We start from the raw sequence: 18,278 nt of genomic DNA on the forward strand, positions 1-18,278 counted from the left end.
AAGCGATCAGGCTCGTGCACCCATGGGTTGATGTCATGGTCGTGCCGCACTCTTCGGTGGTGCGGTCGAGTCGCGCACGACGAGGCTGGTCGGGAGCACGATCTGGCTCGGCTCGTCCCACTCGCCGGTCACCAGTGACTTCAGCATCCGCGCGGCTTCGTACCCGAGCTGATACATCGACTGGTCCACAGTGGTCAGACCGGGCTGGGTCAACGCCGACTCGGGGATGTTGTCGAACCCCACGACGGACAGGTCCCCCGGCACGGAGAACCCCAGTTCCCTGGCGACCTCCAGGACCTTGAGGGCCATCCCGTCGCTCGCCGCGAAGATCGCCGATGGCGGGTCCGGTCGTTGCAGCAGGACCCGCGCCAGCGGAGTTGCCGACTCGGGGTTGAAATCTCCCCGGCCGATCAGCGTCGGGTCGACCGGAACCCCGGCGGCGGTCAGTGCGGCCCGGTAGCCCTCCTCCCGCGACCAGGCCGAGGCCAGGCTGTCGCGGCCGGCGATGAACCCGATGCGTCGATGGCCCAGGCCGAGCAGGTGCTCGACAGCGGTGGTGGCGCCCGTGAGGTTGTCGGAAATCACCGAGGGCGCCGTCGAGCCCCGCACCGGGTCGATGGCCACGACCGGCGTCCGGGTCCGGAAATCACCCCAGGGCGTGACGACGATGCACCCGTCGGTGAGGGTGCCCGACAGGCGGGTCAGGTGCCGCTGCTCCCAACCCTCCGAATACGACCCGTAGAGGTCGCTGTTGGCGTAGATGATCAGATCGAAGCCCGAGCGGCTCAGCGCCTTCATCACGCCCTTGAGCACTTCCGCCGTGTACGACTGGAAGCTGTGCGCCACGAGGCCCAAGACGTTGGTGCGGCTGCGCCGAAGGCTGGTGGCCACCAGGCTCGACTCGTAGCCGAGCTGCTCGATGGCGGAGCGCACCTGAGCGACTGTGCGGGCGCTGACGCCGTAATGCCCGTTGACGACGCGCGAGACGGTGGCGGTGGAAACGCCAGCAGCTCGGGCGACATCACTCATTGTCACCGGCGCATTGACTTCAATCATGCCGCTCTCTCTGGACTGCAATCGTTATCGGTTACGTTTCCAGGATGTTGCCAACGTAACTGAGAACGATTACGAACACAAGACCTCTTGGTCCTTACCCGACTGCCCAACAAGAACGTCCTATCCGGACGGCAGCAAGGGCGCGATTGACCCTCGGGCGCCGTTGCGAATAACGCAATCGCCATCTTCCGCCGGGGTCGAAGTGGGACCCGATTTCCGCGTCGGTGCCACCCGTTGGCAACAGGACGGCACGCTCCGTCAAGAACCATTCCCCGACCCGGAGTGAACGCTCACAGCTGCCGAACTTCGGCGGTCCCGGTAAAGACCTTCGACGGCGGCCGGTCCGGGTCCGCACTGATGACGAAAGTGCCGGCATGGGTGTGGTCGGCAGCCGAGAAGCCGACGTACACCTCGATCTGCCCGGCCTCCACCGCGTAGGTCATGCTCCGGTCGTAGAAACCGAGCTGGCCGGTGGGGAGCGCGAACCGCACCGCCACCCGCTGGCCGGCGGCGGCCTCGACGCGGGCGAAGGCCTTCAGCTCCAGCACCGGCCGGGTGATCGTGGCCTGTGGGTCGCGGACGTAGAGCTGCACGACCTGCTCCCCCGCTCGGTGTCCGGTGTTGGTGACCGTGACCTCGACACCGACGCTGTCCCCGGCGCGGACCTCGGCGCTTCCCACAGTGGCGTCCTCGACCACGAACGAGGTGTACCCGAGGCCGTGGCCGAAGACGTATCGCGGCGCGACCGGCGAATCCACGTAGTCGCCGTGCCAGTGCGACCGCCCGCCGGACACCTTGTGGCCGTAGAAGACGGGGATCTGGCCCACGCCGCGGGGGTACGAGATCGGCAGCTTTCCGCTCGGGTTGACCTCACCGAGGAGCACCTCGGCGATCGCCTGCGCCCCGGTCTCCCCCGGCAACCAGGCCATCAGCACCGCAGCGCACTCCTCGTGCAGGAAGTCGCTGCCCACCGGTCGGCCGGCGACGAGCACCGCCACGACGGGTGTGCCGGTGGCGACGACGGCACGGACCAGCTCTTCCTGCACGCCCGGCAGGTCCAGACTGGACCGGTCCCGCGACTCACCAGTGGTGGCCCCGGGCGTCAGCCCCGAGCGGTCCCCCAGGACCAGCACCGCGACGTCGGCCGCCGCGGCGGCCGCGACCGCCTCGGCGAACCCCTCGGTCGACGGGTCGAGCACGTCGCAGCCCAGGGCAAAGCGCAGCCGGTCGCCCAGCCTCGCCGCGAGTTCGTCCCGCACAGTCGGCACACCGTCGGTACTCTCGTCGATCTCCAGATCGTCCGGGATCGTCATCATTTCGCCGAGCAGGCCGCGCCGCTTGCGCGCCGCGATCAACGCCTCGATGTGGGCCGCGAACGAGTAGTCACCGAGCAGGTGCCGGGCGTCGTCGGCGTTCGGACCGATGAGAGCGACAGTTCCGGTTCCCGCGAGCAGCGGCAGCACGCCGTCGTTCTTGAGCAGGACGAGGCTGCGGCGGGCGATCTCCAGCGCCACGTTCCGGTGCCGCTCGGCGTTCGCCGACGTCGCGGCCGCGTCCTCGTCGACGTACGGGTTCTCGAAGAGCCCGAGTTCGACCTTGTGCCGAAGGACCCGTGCGACCGCCTCGTCGAGCCGGGCCTCGCTGACCTCGCCGGCGTCCAGGGCGCGGGTGAGGGCGTCCGCGTACGCGTCCGTCGCCGGAAGCTCGACGTCCACTCCCGCGCCGAGGCCCACCGTCGCGGCCTGCTGCTTGTCCTGCGCGAAGTGGTGGTACGAGTGGAGGTCGTTGACGGCGAAGTAGTCCGAGACCACGCTGCCCGTGAAGCCCCACTGCCCACGCAGGACGTCGGCGAGGAGTTCACGGTTGGCATGGCACGGGACGCCGTCGAGCTCGTGGTAACCGGCCATCACCGACTGGAGACCGCCGTCGCGGACCGCGGCCTCGAACGGATACAGGTACACCTCGCGTAGCAGACGCGGCGGCAGGTGGGCCGGCGCCCAGTTCAGCCCACCCTCGGACGCCCCGTAGCCGACGAAGTGCTTGGCGGTGGCGAGGACGCCGTCGGTCAGGTCGGCGCCCTGAAGGCCCCGGACGAACGCCACCCCCATCCGGGACACCAGGTACGGGTCCTCGCCGTAGGTCTCCTCGGTCCGGCCCCACCGTGGGTCACGCACCACGTCCAGCACCGGCGAGAGCCCCTGGTGGCTTCCCATGGCGCGCATCTGTGCGCGAACGGCGTCCGCCAGCTGCCGGTTCAGCTCCGGCGCCCAGGTGCTCGCGACGCCGATCGCCTGCGGGAAGATGGTCGCCTCGCGGGCCATGACCCCCGAGCAGACCTCCTCGTGCACGATCGCCGGGATCCCCAGCCGGGTCTCGCTGACCAGGAAACGCTGGATCGCGTTGGCGGCCCGCGCCACCTGCGCTGCCTTCAGGCTGGTCGCGCCCGCGACGCGGGTCACGTGCCCCAGGCCGTGTCGCAGGATCGGCCGGGCCCGCTCGGCCGCGAACCGTCCGCCCTCCAGCAGTGTGAACGCCCACGTGCTGCCCAGTTGCGCGAGCTTCTCCTCGCGGGTCATCCGGGCCAGCAGATCCGACACCCGTTCGTCGACGGGCGCTGCCGCATCCGTGTAGGTCGCCTCGATCTCCGGCTCAACAGTGGTCACCCGGTCACCCCATTCACCGCGACAAGCTGGTCTTTCGGCCTCGTCGGTCACCACACCGCCGGCACCTGGCGACGTGAGCTGCGGACGACGGCCGGGAAGCGGTGGCGGCGAGGCGGGCGGGAGCCGGACACCCGGTCAGCTGGGGCGGCATGGCCGGGGCCGTGCCAGCGGGACATTGATCCAGGCGCCATGTTCCCTTACGTAAACGTAATCGGTAACGTTTACATAGATCGAGAACGTAATCGAAGACGATCACGTTGTCCAGAGCTCACAGTGCCTCCACCACCCCTCGGTCCCGGCGCCCGGGCAGTGCCGCCGGCGTCGGACCTGCACGAAGGGAGCCAGCCCTGAACACCCACCTCGACAGCGCGCCCGAGAACGGCGTGCACACGGCCCGTCTGACAGTGGACCCCCGCCGACGCGTCGCGCCGGTGCCGCGTCGGCTCTTCGGCTCGTTCGTGGAGCACCTGGGTCGCTGCGTCTACAACGGAATCTACGAGCCGGGGCACCCGACGGCCGACGCCGACGGCTTCCGGGGCGACGTCCTTGAGCTGGTGCGCGAGCTGGGCGTCACCACGGTCCGCTATCCCGGCGGCAACTTCGTCTCCTCCTACCGCTGGGAGGACGGCGTCGGCCCGGTCGACAAACGACCGGCGAGGCTCGACCTCGCCTGGCACAGCCTGGAAACCAACGAGTTCGGGCTCGACGAGTTCATGCGGTGGGTCGGCAAGGCCGGTGTGGATCCGATCATGGCGGTCAACCTCGGCACCCGTGGCACCGCCGAGGCTGTCGACCTGCTCGAGTACGCCAATCACCGCGGTGGAAGCCACCTCGCCGACCAGCGCCGCGACAACGGCGCTGTCGATCCGTACGGGATCAAGCTGTGGTGCCTGGGCAACGAGATGGACGGCCCGTGGCAGGTGGGTCAGCGCAGCGCGACCGAGTACGGGCGACTCGCGGCGCAGACAGCGAAGGCCATGCGCCGCTTCGATCCCGATCTCGAGCTCGTCGCCTGCGGCTCCTCCCACCTCGGTATGCCGACCTTCGGCAGCTGGGAGCGCGACGTGCTGACCGAGGCGTACGACGACGTGGACCTGATCTCGCTGCACGCGTACTACCAGCCGGTCGACGACGACCTGGCCAGCTTCCTCGCCTCGGCCGAGGACATGGACAGGTACATCGACGCCGTCACCGCCATCGCCGACTCGGTCGGAGCGATCCGTCGGTCGACCAAGAAGATCATGATCGCGTTCGACGAGTGGAACGTCTGGTACCAGTCCGCCGCCCCGTCCACGCCGCCGAGCGGCGAGGACTGGCCGGTCGCGCCGCCGCTGCTGGAGGACCACTACAGCGTGGCCGACGCGGTCGTCGTCGGCAGCCTGCTCATCAGCCTGCTGCGGCACAGCGACCGGGTGAGCGCGGCCTGCCAGGCCCAACTGGTCAACGTCATCGCACCGATCATGACCGAGGTGGGCGGTTCGGCCTGGCGGCAGACCATCTTCCACCCCTTCGCCCGCACCGCCCGGCACGCTCAGGGCACCGTGTTGGACGTGCTGCGCGAGGGCAGCACGACGACCACCGACCGCTACGGTGAGATCGACGCGGTCGACGCGGTCTCCACCTGGGACGACAACGCCGGGGAGATGACCGTCTTCCTCGTCAACCGCGCCCTCGAAACCCCGGCCGAGGTGACCATCGACGTCGCTGGCGCCCAGGTCGGCGACATCATCGAGTGCGTCACCGTCGGCGGCACCGACCTGCACGCCAAGAACACGGCCGACGGTCCGGACCACGCCGCGCCACGCCCCAATGGCACGGCACGCGGCGCCGACGCCAGCGTCCAGCTCACTCTTCCGCCGGCGTCCTGGACCATGCTGCGCCTGCGCGCCACCGACACGACCCCGTGATCGGCTGACGAACGGTCCCGGACGTGCCCCGGCCGCGCACACCCTGGCTTCACCAGGTGCGCGCGGCCGGGGCTTCCCCACCACAGGGAGTACGGGGTCCAGCCTGGGACTACCGGGCGTCGACCGGATCGCTCCGGGAGTCGTTGAACAGCTTGTCGCCCCGATAGCGGGCGACGACCGGCGCGTTCAGCTCACCGTGGACGGTCTTCTTCAGCCGGGCGACACCGTGGTGCACCGGGGCCGACCCGAGGTGCGTGTCACCCGCGTAGAAGTCGACGGTGCCGGAGGGTACCGACGTGCTGGTGCTGACCGTGCCGACCGTCGCGGTGGCGCTGACCTTCGTGTGGTGCGACAGGCCCGCCGGTGACGTGGTGACGTCGAGATCGGTGGTGGTGGCCCGGAACGTCAGGGTGCGCAGGTAGTGGTTCAGCAGCGGACGCCACACGTGCCAGGTGTGCACGCCCGGCACGTTGTACTCGTCCAGTTCGACGCCGGCGGCCCGCAGGGCGGCGGCGTTGCGCTGCGAGTTCTCGGCGATGTTGCCCAGCCGGTCCTGCAGCCCGGTGCCGATCATGATGCCGCCGGCCACCGACTTCATGCTGTCGACCTGGGCCTGGGTGGCTGCCGGGCCGCCCGCGCTCCAGGCCGCGTGGTAGCCGAACAGGTCGGTGTGGTTGTACATGATCGTGTACGCCCGACTGCCACCTGCGGAGAAGCCGGCGAACGCGCGGTCCTGCGCCCGGGTCGAGACGCGGTAGTTCTGCTCGACGAACGGGAAGATGTTGTTCCGCAGTTCGTTGACGTAGCCCTCGTTGCCACCGGGGAGGCCGTTGAAGTCGGTGGACACGATCACCATGGGCTGGGCCGCCCGGTCCTTGATGGCGTTCTCCAGGATGAGGTGGGCCACGCCCTGCATCGTCCAGGCGGTCGAGTGGTCGCCGCTGCCGTGGCTCAGGTAGAGGGTCGGGTACGGCGTGGCCCGGTTGGGGTCGTAGCCGTGCGGCAGGTAGACGACGATGTCGTGGACTCCCGCCGGGTTGGTCGACAGCGGCGAGGTGTATCGCCGCGACTCCAGCCGGCCGACCTTGGCGACCGGCGCCTGGTAACCGGTGTCGTACGTCGGGAACTTCCTACTGGCCGGGACGTAGATCGTGCTGCGTACCGCGCCAGGCGCTCCCGGGTACTGCGGCTGGATCTGCCACCGGTTGGCCGGGTCGTCGTGCAGGGCACAGCCGGTCGCGAGTTCGTTGGCGCAGTCGTGCGTGAACGCGTAGCGGAAGGTGCCCGCCGGCAGCGGGGTGGTGAAGGTCCAGACCCCGTCGGGGCCCTTCCGCATGGCCTGGATGTGCCACGGGGTGGCCGCGACGTCGCCGGGTTGCCACTCGGCGGGCGGCCGCGCGTCACCGCAGTCCTGGCAGGCGATGTTCTCGGGTCGGGAGTAGAACCAGTCGCCGTAGACGTGGACCTGCTGGACGTCCTCGGGCGCCCGGTACCGGAAGGTGACGGTGTACCCGGTCGGGGGCTTGTCGGTGCGGGTGACGGTCGGGCCCAGCGGCGCCGGCGGTGCCGCCGAGGCCGCCGGGGCGGCGAGCGTTCCGGCCGTCACGGTGACGGCGGCGAGCAGCGCGAGCATCAGCCGGCGTGTCGGTGCCGGCATCGGGGGACGGGGAGGTGCGACGGGCATGTTCCTGCTCCCTCTTCGGCGTGTGGTCAGACCGCACCGAGCGGCCGACCGACCATTCGATGGTGAGGTGAAGGGATACCAGTAACGAGCGATGCAGCCATGCGAGCGCTAACATCGTTCCCTGTCGAAAACGGAACCATGAATTGCATTGACGGTCAAGACGGAAATCAGAGCGGAGAATCGCGTCCAAACAATTCAGGCGCGCTTCAGCGGCACCAGGACAACTGGCGCGCGAATTCTCTGTCGGGTCAGTTTCGTCAAGGAATTCGCGCGCCAGTCGCAGGTGGCCCGGAAACGCGCCCGGAAGAGACCGGCAGACGCGGTTATTCGACCGCTGGCTGCAACCTCCCGTCGACTCGCCGGGAGATGGCGGTGTACTCGTCGCGCAACTCTTCGGGGAGGACCCAGACCGGGGCGTCCTGCCACGCCAGCGGGCGGAGGAACCGTCGGATCGACGTGGCGCCCACCGACGTGTGCACGGCGTTTGTCGACGGCCACGGTCCACCGTGGTGCTGGGCCCACGACACCCGGACACCGGTGGGATAGCCGTCGAAGACGATGCGACCCGCGCGGGCGGCGAGCACGTCGACCAGTCGGCGTACGACGTCGGCGTCGTCGCCCGGTCCGCGATGAAGCGAGCCGGTCAGCGACGGCGGGACGGTGGCCAGCGCGGCGTCGAGGTCGGCGGCGTCGTCGTAGCGGACCACGATCAGGAGCGGGCCGAAGCACTCCTCGGCGATCTCGGCGGTCAGGCCGGCGAGGCCGACCTCCAGGAGGGTCGGTGCCACTGTGAAGCCCGCGCCGGGTTCGACCTTCGGCCGCGCCGACACCCGGGCGCCGGCCCGCTCGAACTCGGTGGACTGGTTCTCGTACGCGTCCCGGATGCGCTCGTTGAGCAGGACCGTTCCGCCCGACGCGTCGACTCTCGCCCGCAGCGCGTCGACCAGGCCGTCACCACCCGGATCTGACGGAACGAACGCCAGGCCGGGCTTGGTGCACAACTGACCGCCCGAGTTCGTGAAGGAGCCGAACAACCCCTCGGCGATCTGGTCTGCTCGGGCGGCGGCCGCGTCGGGCAGGACGACGATCGGGTTCACGCTGCTCAGTTCGGCGTACAGGGGAATGGGGTCGGGTCGTTCGTCGATGGCCGCCTGGATGGCGCGGGCGGCGTTGACCGAGCCGGTCAGGGCGGCCGCGCGGATCGCCGGATGACGCACCAGCGCGCGACCGGCCTGCTCCCCGTACACGGTCGCGACGACACCCTCGGGCCCGCCGAGGTCGCGGACGGCCGACTCGATCGCGGCGGCGGAGGCGTGTGAGGTCAGCGGGTGCGACGGGTGGGCCTTCAGGATCGTCGGGCACCCGGCGGCGAGCGCGGCGGCCGTGTCACCGCCAGCGACCGAGAAGGCGAACGGGAAGTTGCTCGCCCCGAAGACGGCGACCGGCCCGAGGGGTACGAGCATCCGCCGCAGGTCCGGGCCACGTCCGAGCGGTGTGTCGGCGGCGTGGTCGATGGTCGCCTCGACGTACGCTCCGTCGCGCAGCACCTCGCCGAACATCCGGAACTGCAGCGCCGCCCGGGTGAGTTCCTGGTCGAGTCGCGCGTGGCTCAGCCCGGTCTCCGCCTCGGCGGCGGCGACCAGATCCACCCGACGGGACTCCAGCGACGCGGCGATCGCGTCCAGCAACTCCGCGCGGCCGAGCCTCCCCCGCGCGGCCAGCCACTGCGCCGCGGGGGACGTCTGACCGGCGATCACCTCCAGCCGGGACTCGTCGGTCTCGGTGAGCTCCGTCGCGCGACGCTGACCGTCGCGCGGATCGACAGTGATGACCACGTTCACAGCAGTCCTCTCCTTACCAGATTGCCCATGAGATCGCGGACGCCGAAGTGCCAGGGCTCGCACTCCTCCGCGTGCCGCACCCGGTTGACCAGGGTGCCGAGCGCCGGGCAGCTGATCCGTACCACGTCGTCGACCTTGTGGGTGAAGCCCTCACCGGGGCGGTCCCGGTCCTGGATGGGCGCGAACATGGTGCCGAGCATCAGGGCGGCGCCGTCGGGATAGTGGTGGTGCGGCCCGATCAGCTGCCGGACCAGCTCCTCGGGATCACGCGACATCTGGGTCATCTCCGAGACCGCCTCCAGGTGGAAACCGTCCTCGCCGCGAACCTCCAGGCGCACCTCGAGTTCGCGTACCCGATCCATGTCGAACCGGTCGTCGAAGAGCCGGATCAGGGGGCCGAGGGCGCAGGAGGCGTTGTTGTCCTTCGCCAGGGGAAGCAGGAGCGCCGAGCGGCCCTCGATGTCGCGCAGGTTCACGTCGTTGCCGAGGGTGGCGCCGACGATCCGGCCACTGGACTGGACGATGAGCGTGACCTCGGGTTCCGGGTTGTTCCAGGTCGACGCGGCGAGCACGCCGACCGGAACGGCGGTGCCGACGGCGGAGAGGATCTGTCCCTTGGTGAAGATCTCGGCGTCCGGGCCGATGCCCACCTCCAGGTACTGGCTCCACATGCCCTCGGCGACCAGCAGACTCTTGAGCCGATCCGCCTCCGGCGAGCCCGGCTCCAGGCTGTGCAGGTCGACACCGACGTCGGCGAGCATGCGGTGCCGGATGTCCGCTGCCAGCGCAAGGTCTCCCCGCGCCCGTTCCTCGATCACCCGCTCGATCATGGAGATCGGGAAGGTCACGCCCGCGGCCTTGAGCGCCTGGAGGTCGACCGGGGCGAGCAACCAGGGCCGGTCACGGTCCCGGGTCGCGGCCCCCGTGTTGGCCAGTATCTCCCCGAAGCCGCCCACCCTCGGCCCGTCGAGCCCGGCCACCGTCGCGGCGGGATCGGGCAGCTCGCAGATGTCGCGGACGGTCGGGAACCGGTGGCTGATGTCGATGACCTCGCCGTCGCGGACGGTCACCGGTGAGGGGCCGTCGCCGGACGGGTCCCAGATCCGGCCGATGAGGACGCTGTCGGCATCGTCGGGCAACGCTTCGGCGGCGGTACCGACCCAGTCCGCGGCCGCGGCCGACCCCCGGGGCCGTGGCAGCGTCATGAGTCGCTCTCCAGGTTGAAGAAGGACCGCTCGTCGCGGGGACGGATGTCGAAGACGGCGTCCTGGAACATCCGCAGCGGGTGCGGTGTGAACGGATGCTGCTCGATCGCGGTGAGATCCACCTCGATGCCCAGGCCGATCCCGGTCGGGATGAGGATGTCGCCGTCGTCGGTCAGCACCAGCCGCTCGTTGGTGATCTCGGGACGCCAGGGCACGTCGGTCGCCATGATCTCCAGGTACCGGAAGTTGGGCAACGTCGCCCCGAGTTGCAGCGTCGCGGCGGTGCTGAGTGGACCACTCGGGTTGTGCGGCGCGAAGCCCACGTAGCTGGTCGCGGCGAGCGTGGAGATGAAGGCCAGCTCGGCGATCCCACCGGCGTGCGTCACGTCGGGCTGGACGAAGTCGACCGCCTGGCGGGCCAGCGCCGGCGCGAAGCCCTGCCGTCCGTACCACCGCTCCCCCGCGGCGATCGGCACCGGCGACGCGCGACGGATGTCGACGAGCGCATCGAGGTTGTCCGGTGGGCAGGGCTCCTCGAACCACACCGGGTCGAACTGGGCGATCTCTTTGGCGACCTTGATGGCGTGGCGGACGTCGAAGCGGCCGTGCCCCTCGACGAACAGCTCCACCTCGCGGCCCACCGCCTGGCGGACGGCGTCGATCTGGGCCAGCACCCGGTCCAACTGGGCGGTGGTGATGGTCAGGTCGTAGTTCTCGAACGGGTCCCACTTGAGGCCCCGGAAGCCCGACTCCACAGTCCGGCGCGCGGCGGCCGCGTAGTCCTCCGGCGTGACGGCACCCGAGAACCAACCATTGGCGTACGCGCGGACCCGGTCTCGGGTCGCGCCACCGAGAAGCCGGGAGACCGGTACGCCGAGCTCGCGCGCCGAGATGTCCCAGAGGGCCATCTCCAGCGAGCTCAACGCCGTCATGATCACCGGCCCGCCGCGCCAGTACCAGTCCCGCGCGGTCTCGTAGAGGATCTTGGAGATGCTGGTGGGATCCAGGCCCACCACCGCCTCGGCCAGCTCGGCGATGGCGCCCTGGACGGCACGTTCCTTGCCCTCCAGGGTGGCCTCACCGAGCCCGATGATCCCCTCGTCGGTGTGGACCCGCACGATGACGAGGTTCGTACGGTAGAAGTCGACGACCAGTGTGTCGACAGAGACGATCTTCATCTTTCGGCTCAACCCTTCACCGCACCGGCGGTCATGCCGGACACCACGTACTTCTGCACCAACAGGTAGAAGGCGACGGCGGGCAGCGTGAACAGGAAGGCGACAGCCATCACCGTCTGGATCGGTGTACCCAGTTCGCCGATGAAGTTCGCGATGCCGACGGAGGCGGGCTGAAGGTCGGGGTTGAAGATGAACGTCACCGCGAACACGTACTCGTTCCAGGCGTGGAAGAAGGCGATGACAGCGGTGGCCGCGATCGACGGCGCGATGAGCGGCACGTTGATGCGGGTCAGTGTGGTGAAGGGCCGGGCGCCGTCGGCGCGCGCGGCCTCCTCCAACTCCTTCGGGATGCCGTCGATGGCGCCCTTGAGGATCAGCGCGACGATCGGTAGGACGAAGGCGGAGTTCACCAGGACGAGGCCGGTCAGCGAGTCGAGCAGTTCGAAGCGGCGGAACAGCGCGAACAGCGGGACGACCATGAGCGCCTCGGGAAGCATCTGCGTGAACAGCAGCACGACGGTCAGCACGGCCTTGCCCCAGAACGAGAACCGGGACAGCGCGTAACCGAGCGGGATGCCCAGGCCGACGGAGAGCACCATCGTGCCGACGGCGATGATCAGGCTGTTCAGCAGCCACCCGGCCGCCTTGCCCTCGGCGAGCGCGTCCACGAAGACCCCGAACTGGCCGAGGTCGGGTGTGAGCCGGGGCTGATCGGCGAAGAGGTCGCTGTTGCTGGACAGTGCCGTGACGAACATCCAGTACAGCGGGAACACCGCGACGCCCAGCACGACGAGCACGGCGACGATCCGTGCGGTGACACCGAATCGGAAGCGCCTCATCGGACGTCCCCCTTCTCCACGGCACGGGCGACCAGGCGGCTGCCGATGATGACGATGAGCGAGATGACGACGCCGACCATTCCGATGGCCGCCGCCGATCCGAGTTCCTTCGAGTCGAACGCCTGCGAGTAGAGGTCGATGACGAGCGTCTCGGTGGCACCGACCGGTCCGCCCTTGGTCATCAGCCAGATCAGCTCGAACCGCCGCAGCGACCAGATCGTCATCAGCAGGGCCAGCAGGCCCACGGTCGGCTTGATGACCTGCCAGGTGACAGCGCGGAAGGTGGCCCATCGTCCGGCGCCGTCCACTGTCGCGGCCTCGTTGAGGTCCTGCGGAACGGACTGCAGGGCGGAGAGCAGCACCACGGAGGTGAACGGGAACAGCTGCCAGATGGTGGTGGCGAGCACCGCCGGGAGCGCGTAGCGCGAGCTGTCCAGGATGGCGCCACCCGGGACGCCGAGCCCGACCGCGTCGAGGACACGGTTCACGATGCCGTACTGCGCGTTGAGCATCCAGGTGGCGATGAGCGCGACCGCGATGCCCGGAGCGGCCCAGGGGACGGTCACCAGCGCCCGCGCCATGCCCCGGCCGCGGAATTTCTTGTTGAGCAGGAGCGCGACGGCGAGTCCGGCGCCGATCGCGACGATCACACAGGTGATCACGTAGACGAAGGTGATCAGCAGGGTGCGGTGGAACTCGGGGTCGCCGAAGATCCGGTTGAAGTTGTCGAGCCCGACCCACTCGCTGCGGGTGGGGTTGAGCAGCCTCGTCCTGGTGAAGCTGAGGTACACCTCCTGGACGAGGGGTACCGCCTGGAAGACGAGGATGAACAGGGCGGCGGGTGCCAGGAAGAGGTACGGCGTCCACTTGCTACCCAGCGGGCTGGGCCGACGCCGGGGCCGGCCTGGGGTTGTTGTCTTCGGTGCTCCGGTCTGCTCGACCACAGTCATCGGGTTCGATCCTTCTGGGGGAAGGACGCTGCCGGCGCACGGATCGTTGCGCCGGCAGCGTCGCCGTGTCGAGCGGTCAGCGGACCAGTTCGCTCGCCTGCTGCTGGGCACGATCCAGTGCCGACTTGAGGTCGGCCTTGCCCTGAAGTGCCGCGACCACGTTCTGCACGACCACCTTGCGGATGTCCGGCGTCTTGGCCTCGAACCCCAGCACGATCTGCGGCAGGCTGGTCTCGGTGAGTCCGTCGAAGACGGGGAGGAACGGGGTCGCCTTGAGCGCCTCCGCGCTGCGCTGCGTGGTGGTGGCCACGCTGCTCGCGCCGAGGATCTCCTGCAGCTTGACCTGGTTCTGCGGCTCCAGCGCCCACTTGATGAAGGTGCCGGCCTCGTCCTTGCCCTCGCTCGCCTCGTTGATCACGATCGGTGCGAGGATCGCGCCCTGCTTGCGGACCGGGAACGGGATGGGCGCGACGTTGAAGTTCAGCTTGGCGTTCTGGCCGCGGGTGGCGGTCACGTAGCCGCCGTTGTTGAGCTCCATCCCGACCTTGCCCTCGGCGAACATCCGCCGGAAGGTGGCCGCGTCCGCTCCGCGCGGGATCACGTTCGCGTCGTACAGGTCCTTGAACGCCTGCAGGCCCTTGAGGTTCTCCGGCGAGTTGATCGTCAGGTTCTTGCCGTCGGACCACGCCCCGCCGAAGCCGTAGACGTAGTTGAAGATGTCCTGCCAGACACCGGCCTCCTCGGCCTCCGTCTGACGGAACGCCAGGCCGAAGACGTCACCCTTGGTCAGCGACTTCGCGGTGGAGGTGAACTGCTCGTAGGTGGTCGGCGGCGTCGGGATCAGGTCCGCGTTGTAGAACATCGCGTAGTTCGACGCCTCGAAGATGACGCCGTGCCGGACACCGTCGTGGACCATGAACTGGTCCGGCTGCTTGAGCAGGTCGTACTTGCCGGCGTCGATCACCTTGTCCAGCGGCGCGATGAGGCCGGCGTCCGAGGCCGCCTCGAACTCGGGCATGTCGAAGCGGACCAGGTCGGGGCCCTTGCCGCTGCCCATCTGCGTGAGCACGGTCTGGCCGAAGGTCGGGTACGGCACCGCGGCGGCGGACACCTGGACCTTGGTCTGGCTCTGGTTGAACTCGTCGAGCCACTTCGTCAACAGCGGCCCGCGACCCGGGTCGCCGAAGGTCGAGGCGGCGAAGGTCAGTTTGGTGACGCCGTCGCCGGAATCGCCGTCCGAGCCGCAACCGGTCAGGAGGGTGGCGACCAGGCCGAGGGCACATGTCGCCCTGGCGATGCCGAAATGAGCGCGCTTATTACCCATCGTTACTCCACTGTTACGTGTTGGCATCGAACCGATTAAATTGCAACGATCGTAGCGCCATGTGCAACGGTGTCAAGTGGCGATTGCGCATCGCGTCATCTATATTGCATAATGTGCAATGACAGCGGCGGCGCTGCCCGTCGCGCGAGGGGAGACACGGCCTTGGCGCAATCAATCCGCCGCGCGATCGACCTCATCCGTCGATCCGCGGAGCACCCGCTGTCCCTCACGGAGGCTGCGGACGTGCTCGGCGTCCACAAGTCCACAGCCCTGCGCATCCTGCAGACACTGGAGTCCGCGCGCTTCGTCCGCCGCACCGGCGCGGGCACCTACGTGCTCGGCAGCGGCCTGATCGAGCTGTCCGAGCTCGCGCTCGGCTCGATGGACCTCCGCCAGCCCGCGGCCGCACACCTGCGTGCGCTGCAACGCGCGACCGGCCACACCGTACACCTGGCGCAACTGACCGGCGACGAGATCATCTATATCGACAAGGTGGACAGCCCGGCGTTCGACGCCGTCAAGCTGCCCTCGCGGGTCGGACGCGCGGTGTCCATCTACGCGAGCGCTGTGGGCAAGACGATCCTGGCGTACCTTCCCCGGCAGGAACGCGACCGTCTTCTCTCCCACGTCGTCTTCGAGAAATTCACCGACACCACCTTCACCGACCACGACGCCCTGGAAGCCGAACTTGCCCGCATCCACGACTGCGGCTGGGCCGTGGACAACGGCGAGCACGACGCGTACGTGATGTGCGTGGCCGCGCCGATCAGGGATTCGCGGGGGCAGGTCATCGCCGCCGCCTCGATCACGGCGATCGAGGTCATCGCAAGCCTCGACCAGCTCAAGAGCAACCTTCCGCTGCTCCTGGAGACCGCCAACAAGATCTCGTACGAGCTCGGCTACGCGCCGCCCGCCTTGGCGAGCCCGGACGGGGAGAGCCGCTCCGCCACCTGAGCGCGCACGTCCCGGGCGATCACCGCGTTCTCGGCGCCGACCTGCCGGTAATGCGGTGATGCTCGTCGGTCTCCATGTCGATGAAGGCCTGGATCATGCCCCGGTAGATCCGCTCGATCAGATCCGGGTCGGCGCCGGCCTCGCTGGCCAAGGTGCGGACCCGGGCCACCACCTGCGCCACCCGGTCCGGCGCGCGGACCGCCTGGCCGTCGCTCTTGAGCGGGGCCGCCTGCCGGACCAGCGCCTCCCGCCGGGCGAGCAGGCCGACCAGGTCCCGATCCAGTGCGTCGATTCCAGCGCGGATCTCGGTCAACGTCACCGCAGTCTCTGCCACGCCAGAAATCGTCGCACGAAATCGAAGTATTGCGAGCCCTGCCGGGCCCAACCACTCCCGGCCAGGGGTGGGCACCACACGGCGAGGCGGCCGGTACGGGTCGAGGCGACCCGGTGTCAGCGGGCGACGTCGCTGCCGCTGGCGACGCCGGCGCGAAGGCCCTGATCGATGAAGTTGATCAGCCAGGTGAAGCTCTCGTCGACGGACGCGTCGATCTGGAACCCACCGGCCGCCTCCAGGGTGGCGAAGCCGTGCAGGACGCTGCGCAGCGTCCGCATGGCGTGGATCTCCTGGCCGGGATCCAGGTCGTACCCGCTCAGCATGGCCGCCCACGAGGCGAGCACCCGCTCGCTGGCCGGGATGAACGGGTCGTCGGGGCCGGTCGGGCGGGTGGCGTTGGCGGCCGCGTACCGGCCGGGGTGTTCCCGCACGTACGTCCGCATCGCCTGGGCGCCCGCGGCGAGGGCATCGCTGCCGGACCGGCCCTGAATGGCGTCGCGGATGACATCGCCGGCCTCGGTCATCGCCAGGACGGCGATCCGGTGCGCCAGCTCGGCCTGGCTGGTGACGTGCTTGTAGAGCGAGGGGGTCTTGACCCCGAGCCGTTCGGCGAGCAGACCCATGCTGAGGTTGTCGAAGCCGACCTCGTCGACCAGCGCGGCCGCGGCTTCGGTGACCGATGCGGGGGTGAGCCGGGCCTTAGGCATTGGTGAGCGTCCGGGCGAGGAAGGGCAGGGCCAGGGCGAGGACCTCGTCGGGCGTCTGGGCGTGCGGGTAGTGGCCGGCGCCCTCGATGACAGCCAGCTCGCCGAGCCCACGCGGCAGGTCGGCGAGGATGCGCTCGCCCTCGGCCCGCGGGTCGGCCCAGTCGGGATCGGCGCTGCCCTGGATCACCAGGACCGGGCAGGTGACGTTGGACAGTTGCCGACCGGCGTCGGCCGGGGTGGTCCTGGCCATGGACTGGAGGACCTTCATCCGGCCGGGCTCACTCAGCTTGGCCTCGATGCGCGCCAGCTCAATGTGCCAGTCGGCGGGCTTGGTGGGGATCGCCACGTCCAGGTACTTCTTCCAGTTCGCCAGGCTGCCCCGGATGAGTACCTGCGCCAGTTGGAGGTAGCCGGCCCGGAAGCGCTTCACCCGCACCAACCCGCCGAGGTCGAAGGACTGCGCGCGGGTGAACGGCGCCAGCTCGATGACGCCGGTGATCAGGTCGGGCGCGGTGGCGGCCGCGATGGTCGCGGCACCGCCGCTGATCGACTGGCCGATCAGCACGGCCGGTCCGCCCAGGTGGCGCACGACGGCGACGAGATCACCCGCGATGTCGGTGCGGCTGTAGCCGCCCCAGCCGAGGCTGGAGTCGCCGCAGCCACGGATGTCGACGTTGGCGACCCGGTATCCGGCCGCGGCCAGGGCCGGAGCGACGAAGCGGTACGAGTGCCGACTGTCGCCCATGCCGTGTGCCAGGACGACCAGTGGGCCCTGCCCGGTGACGTCGTAGGCGATGGTGTTGCCGGAAATGTCCAGGTATTCGGTCATGACGCCCTCCACTGAAGCTAACGTGATTAGCTAAAGGCTAACCGCATTAGCCGCAGAGGGCAAACGCCGCTCGCCGCTACTCCCCTCCGCCCAGGCCGAGCTGGGGATAGAGGGCATCGGGGGCGGCGATCGCTCCGGGCGGGCGAGCGACAGTGACGGTCGTACCGAAATCGCTGTAGCGCAGGGACGCGTTCGGCAGCCCGCTGGCCTCCGGCATCAGGAAGCTGACCAGCCGACCCTCGGTGTCCAGCGATGCCCGGAACGCGTGCCTGCGCGCGCTGTCCGGAAAGACGCCACCGGGGCCGGGGCGGAAGCTGATCCCGTTACCGGCGGCAATCCGGGTCGCGTCGATCGTCCCGGAGATCTCCGGACCGTCCACTCGTGCGGTGACGATCGCGTCGATGAGGCGGCCGGAGCCGCCGGAGTCGTTCTTGCCCGGTGCGAAGCTCAGGGCGAAGTCCGACGGCACCCGGGCCGGGTCGAGGACCGTCCATCCGTCGCCGACACCGCGGAACAGACTGGTCTTCATGTAGACCTCGTCGTCGATCATCCGGATCTCGATGACGCCACCCGGCGCGGTGACCTTGGCGGTCAGGCGCTTGTGGACGTTGTCGGTGTGCGACAGCGACGTGATCTGGCTGGCGATGTCGACGTCGCTGCGATAACTCGTCTGATTGACGAACGCTGTGCCGCCACGCAGCAGGCCGATCGCTTCGGCTGTCATGGTGGCATCGGCGCTGGCGGCCGACACCGGGGCGGATTCAGGTTTGGGTTCGCTCTTCGTCGGCGCGCCAACCGAGCAACCCA

15 protein-coding genes are annotated in these 18,278 nt (G+C 69.3%); 2 read left to right on the plus strand and 13 right to left on the minus strand.

Annotation, left to right across the window (positions count from 1 at the left end; all coding sequences use genetic code 11):
* Nucleotides 1-33 precede the first annotated feature (33 nt).
* Both GA0070561_RS12375 and GA0070561_RS12380 read right to left on the minus strand, forming a co-directional pair.
* Nucleotides 34-1,056, minus strand: coding sequence for a LacI family DNA-binding transcriptional regulator (locus GA0070561_RS12375; protein WP_091399792.1), 1,023 nt, complete (start codon nt 1,054-1,056; stop codon nt 34-36).
* A 290-nt stretch (nt 1,057-1,346) separates the two neighbouring features.
* Nucleotides 1,347-3,719 (minus strand): glycoside hydrolase family 3 N-terminal domain-containing protein, encoded by a 2,373-nt coding sequence (locus GA0070561_RS12380; protein WP_091399794.1) that lies wholly within the window; start codon nt 3,717-3,719, stop codon nt 1,347-1,349.
* Nucleotides 3,720-4,102: 383 nt separating this feature from the next.
* Between GA0070561_RS12380 and arfA the strand changes: the two genes are divergently transcribed.
* Nucleotides 4,103-5,626 (plus strand): arabinosylfuranosidase ArfA, encoded by a 1,524-nt coding sequence (gene arfA / locus GA0070561_RS12385; RefSeq protein WP_091399796.1) that lies wholly within the window; start codon nt 4,103-4,105, stop codon nt 5,624-5,626.
* A 109-nt stretch (nt 5,627-5,735) separates the two neighbouring features.
* Here arfA and GA0070561_RS12390 read toward each other — a convergent pair whose 3' ends face one another.
* The 7 genes from GA0070561_RS12390 to GA0070561_RS12420 form a co-directional block, all read right to left on the minus strand.
* On the minus strand, nt 5,736-7,283 hold the full coding sequence (locus GA0070561_RS12390; protein WP_167362380.1) for an alpha/beta hydrolase-fold protein: 1,548 nt from the start codon (nt 7,281-7,283) through the stop codon (nt 5,736-5,738).
* A gap of 350 nt (nt 7,284-7,633) precedes the next feature.
* Nucleotides 7,634-9,151 carry an aldehyde dehydrogenase family protein gene (locus GA0070561_RS12395; RefSeq protein ID WP_091399800.1) on the minus strand — a complete coding sequence of 506 codons (1,518 nt, stop codon included), beginning with the start codon at nt 9,149-9,151 and terminating at the stop codon, nt 7,634-7,636.
* The gene (locus GA0070561_RS12400; protein ID WP_091399802.1) at nt 9,148-10,356 is read right to left on the minus strand and encodes a fumarylacetoacetate hydrolase family protein; all 1,209 of its coding nucleotides are present in this window, start codon (nt 10,354-10,356) and stop codon (nt 9,148-9,150) included. The genes GA0070561_RS12395 and GA0070561_RS12400 overlap by 4 nt, the downstream gene beginning before the upstream one ends.
* On the minus strand, nt 10,353-11,534 hold the full coding sequence (locus GA0070561_RS12405; RefSeq protein WP_091399803.1) for a mandelate racemase/muconate lactonizing enzyme family protein: 1,182 nt from the start codon (nt 11,532-11,534) through the stop codon (nt 10,353-10,355). The genes GA0070561_RS12400 and GA0070561_RS12405 overlap by 4 nt, the downstream gene beginning before the upstream one ends.
* An 8-nt stretch (nt 11,535-11,542) precedes the next feature.
* On the minus strand, nt 11,543-12,373 hold the full coding sequence (locus GA0070561_RS12410) for a carbohydrate ABC transporter permease (RefSeq protein ID WP_091399805.1): 831 nt from the start codon (nt 12,371-12,373) through the stop codon (nt 11,543-11,545).
* Entirely contained in the window at nt 12,370-13,323 is a 954-nt protein-coding gene (locus GA0070561_RS12415; protein WP_091399807.1) for a carbohydrate ABC transporter permease, read from the minus strand. The genes GA0070561_RS12410 and GA0070561_RS12415 overlap by 4 nt, the downstream gene beginning before the upstream one ends.
* Nucleotides 13,324-13,399: 76 nt before the next feature.
* Entirely contained in the window at nt 13,400-14,647 is a 1,248-nt protein-coding gene (locus GA0070561_RS12420; RefSeq protein ID WP_167362381.1) for an ABC transporter substrate-binding protein, read from the minus strand.
* Between the two features lie 111 nt (nt 14,648-14,758).
* Here GA0070561_RS12420 and GA0070561_RS12425 point away from each other — a divergent pair, with 111 nt between their 5' ends.
* On the plus strand, nt 14,759-15,601 hold the full coding sequence (locus GA0070561_RS12425) for an IclR family transcriptional regulator (RefSeq protein ID WP_091399810.1): 843 nt from the start codon (nt 14,759-14,761) through the stop codon (nt 15,599-15,601).
* A 19-nt stretch (nt 15,602-15,620) separates the two neighbouring features.
* On the opposite strand, the gene GA0070561_RS12430 is transcribed toward GA0070561_RS12425, so the two are convergent.
* The 4 genes from GA0070561_RS12430 to GA0070561_RS12445 form a co-directional block, all read right to left on the minus strand.
* A complete protein-coding gene (locus GA0070561_RS12430) occupies nt 15,621-15,935 on the minus strand; it encodes a chorismate mutase (RefSeq protein ID WP_091399812.1) in 315 nt (104 codons plus the stop codon).
* A 116-nt stretch (nt 15,936-16,051) separates the two neighbouring features.
* Nucleotides 16,052-16,642 (minus strand): TetR/AcrR family transcriptional regulator, encoded by a 591-nt coding sequence (locus GA0070561_RS12435; protein WP_091399814.1) that lies wholly within the window; start codon nt 16,640-16,642, stop codon nt 16,052-16,054.
* Nucleotides 16,635-17,471, minus strand: coding sequence for an alpha/beta fold hydrolase (locus tag GA0070561_RS12440; RefSeq protein ID WP_091399816.1), 837 nt, complete (start codon nt 17,469-17,471; stop codon nt 16,635-16,637). Before GA0070561_RS12440 ends, GA0070561_RS12435 begins: the two co-directional genes overlap by 8 nt.
* Nucleotides 17,472-17,547: 76 nt before the next feature.
* On the minus strand, nt 17,548-18,195 hold the full coding sequence (locus GA0070561_RS12445; protein ID WP_141710366.1) for a hypothetical protein: 648 nt from the start codon (nt 18,193-18,195) through the stop codon (nt 17,548-17,550).
* Between the last annotated feature and the right edge of the window lie 83 nt (nt 18,196-18,278).

The sequence above is a fragment of the Micromonospora saelicesensis genome (assembly GCF_900091575.1).
Classification (GTDB): Bacteria; Actinomycetota; Actinomycetes; order Mycobacteriales; family Micromonosporaceae; genus Micromonospora; species Micromonospora saelicesensis.

What these genes read in the sequence shown, in the direction of transcription:
- GA0070561_RS12425 (WP_091399810.1), top strand. Translation starts at nt 14,759, where the DNA reads ATGTGCAATGACAGCGGCGGCGCTGCCCGTCGCGCGAGGGGAGACACG.
- GA0070561_RS12400 (WP_091399802.1), bottom strand. Translation starts at nt 10,356, where the DNA reads ATGACGCTGCCACGGCCCCGGGGGTCGGCCGCGGCCGCGGACTGGGTC.
- GA0070561_RS12445 (WP_141710366.1), bottom strand. Translation starts at nt 18,195, where the DNA reads ATGACAGCCGAAGCGATCGGCCTGCTGCGTGGCGGCACAGCGTTCGTC.
- GA0070561_RS12390 (WP_167362380.1), bottom strand. Translation starts at nt 7,283, where the DNA reads ATGCCGGCACCGACACGCCGGCTGATGCTCGCGCTGCTCGCCGCCGTC.
- GA0070561_RS12440 (WP_091399816.1), bottom strand. Translation starts at nt 17,471, where the DNA reads ATGACCGAATACCTGGACATTTCCGGCAACACCATCGCCTACGACGTC.
- GA0070561_RS12420 (WP_167362381.1), bottom strand. Translation starts at nt 14,647, where the DNA reads ATGGGTAATAAGCGCGCTCATTTCGGCATCGCCAGGGCGACATGTGCC.
- GA0070561_RS12435 (WP_091399814.1), bottom strand. Translation starts at nt 16,642, where the DNA reads ATGCCTAAGGCCCGGCTCACCCCCGCATCGGTCACCGAAGCCGCGGCC.
- GA0070561_RS12405 (WP_091399803.1), bottom strand. Translation starts at nt 11,534, where the DNA reads ATGAAGATCGTCTCTGTCGACACACTGGTCGTCGACTTCTACCGTACG.
- GA0070561_RS12410 (WP_091399805.1), bottom strand. Translation starts at nt 12,373, where the DNA reads ATGAGGCGCTTCCGATTCGGTGTCACCGCACGGATCGTCGCCGTGCTC.
- GA0070561_RS12375 (WP_091399792.1), bottom strand. Translation starts at nt 1,056, where the DNA reads ATGATTGAAGTCAATGCGCCGGTGACAATGAGTGATGTCGCCCGAGCT.
- GA0070561_RS12415 (WP_091399807.1), bottom strand. Translation starts at nt 13,323, where the DNA reads ATGACTGTGGTCGAGCAGACCGGAGCACCGAAGACAACAACCCCAGGC.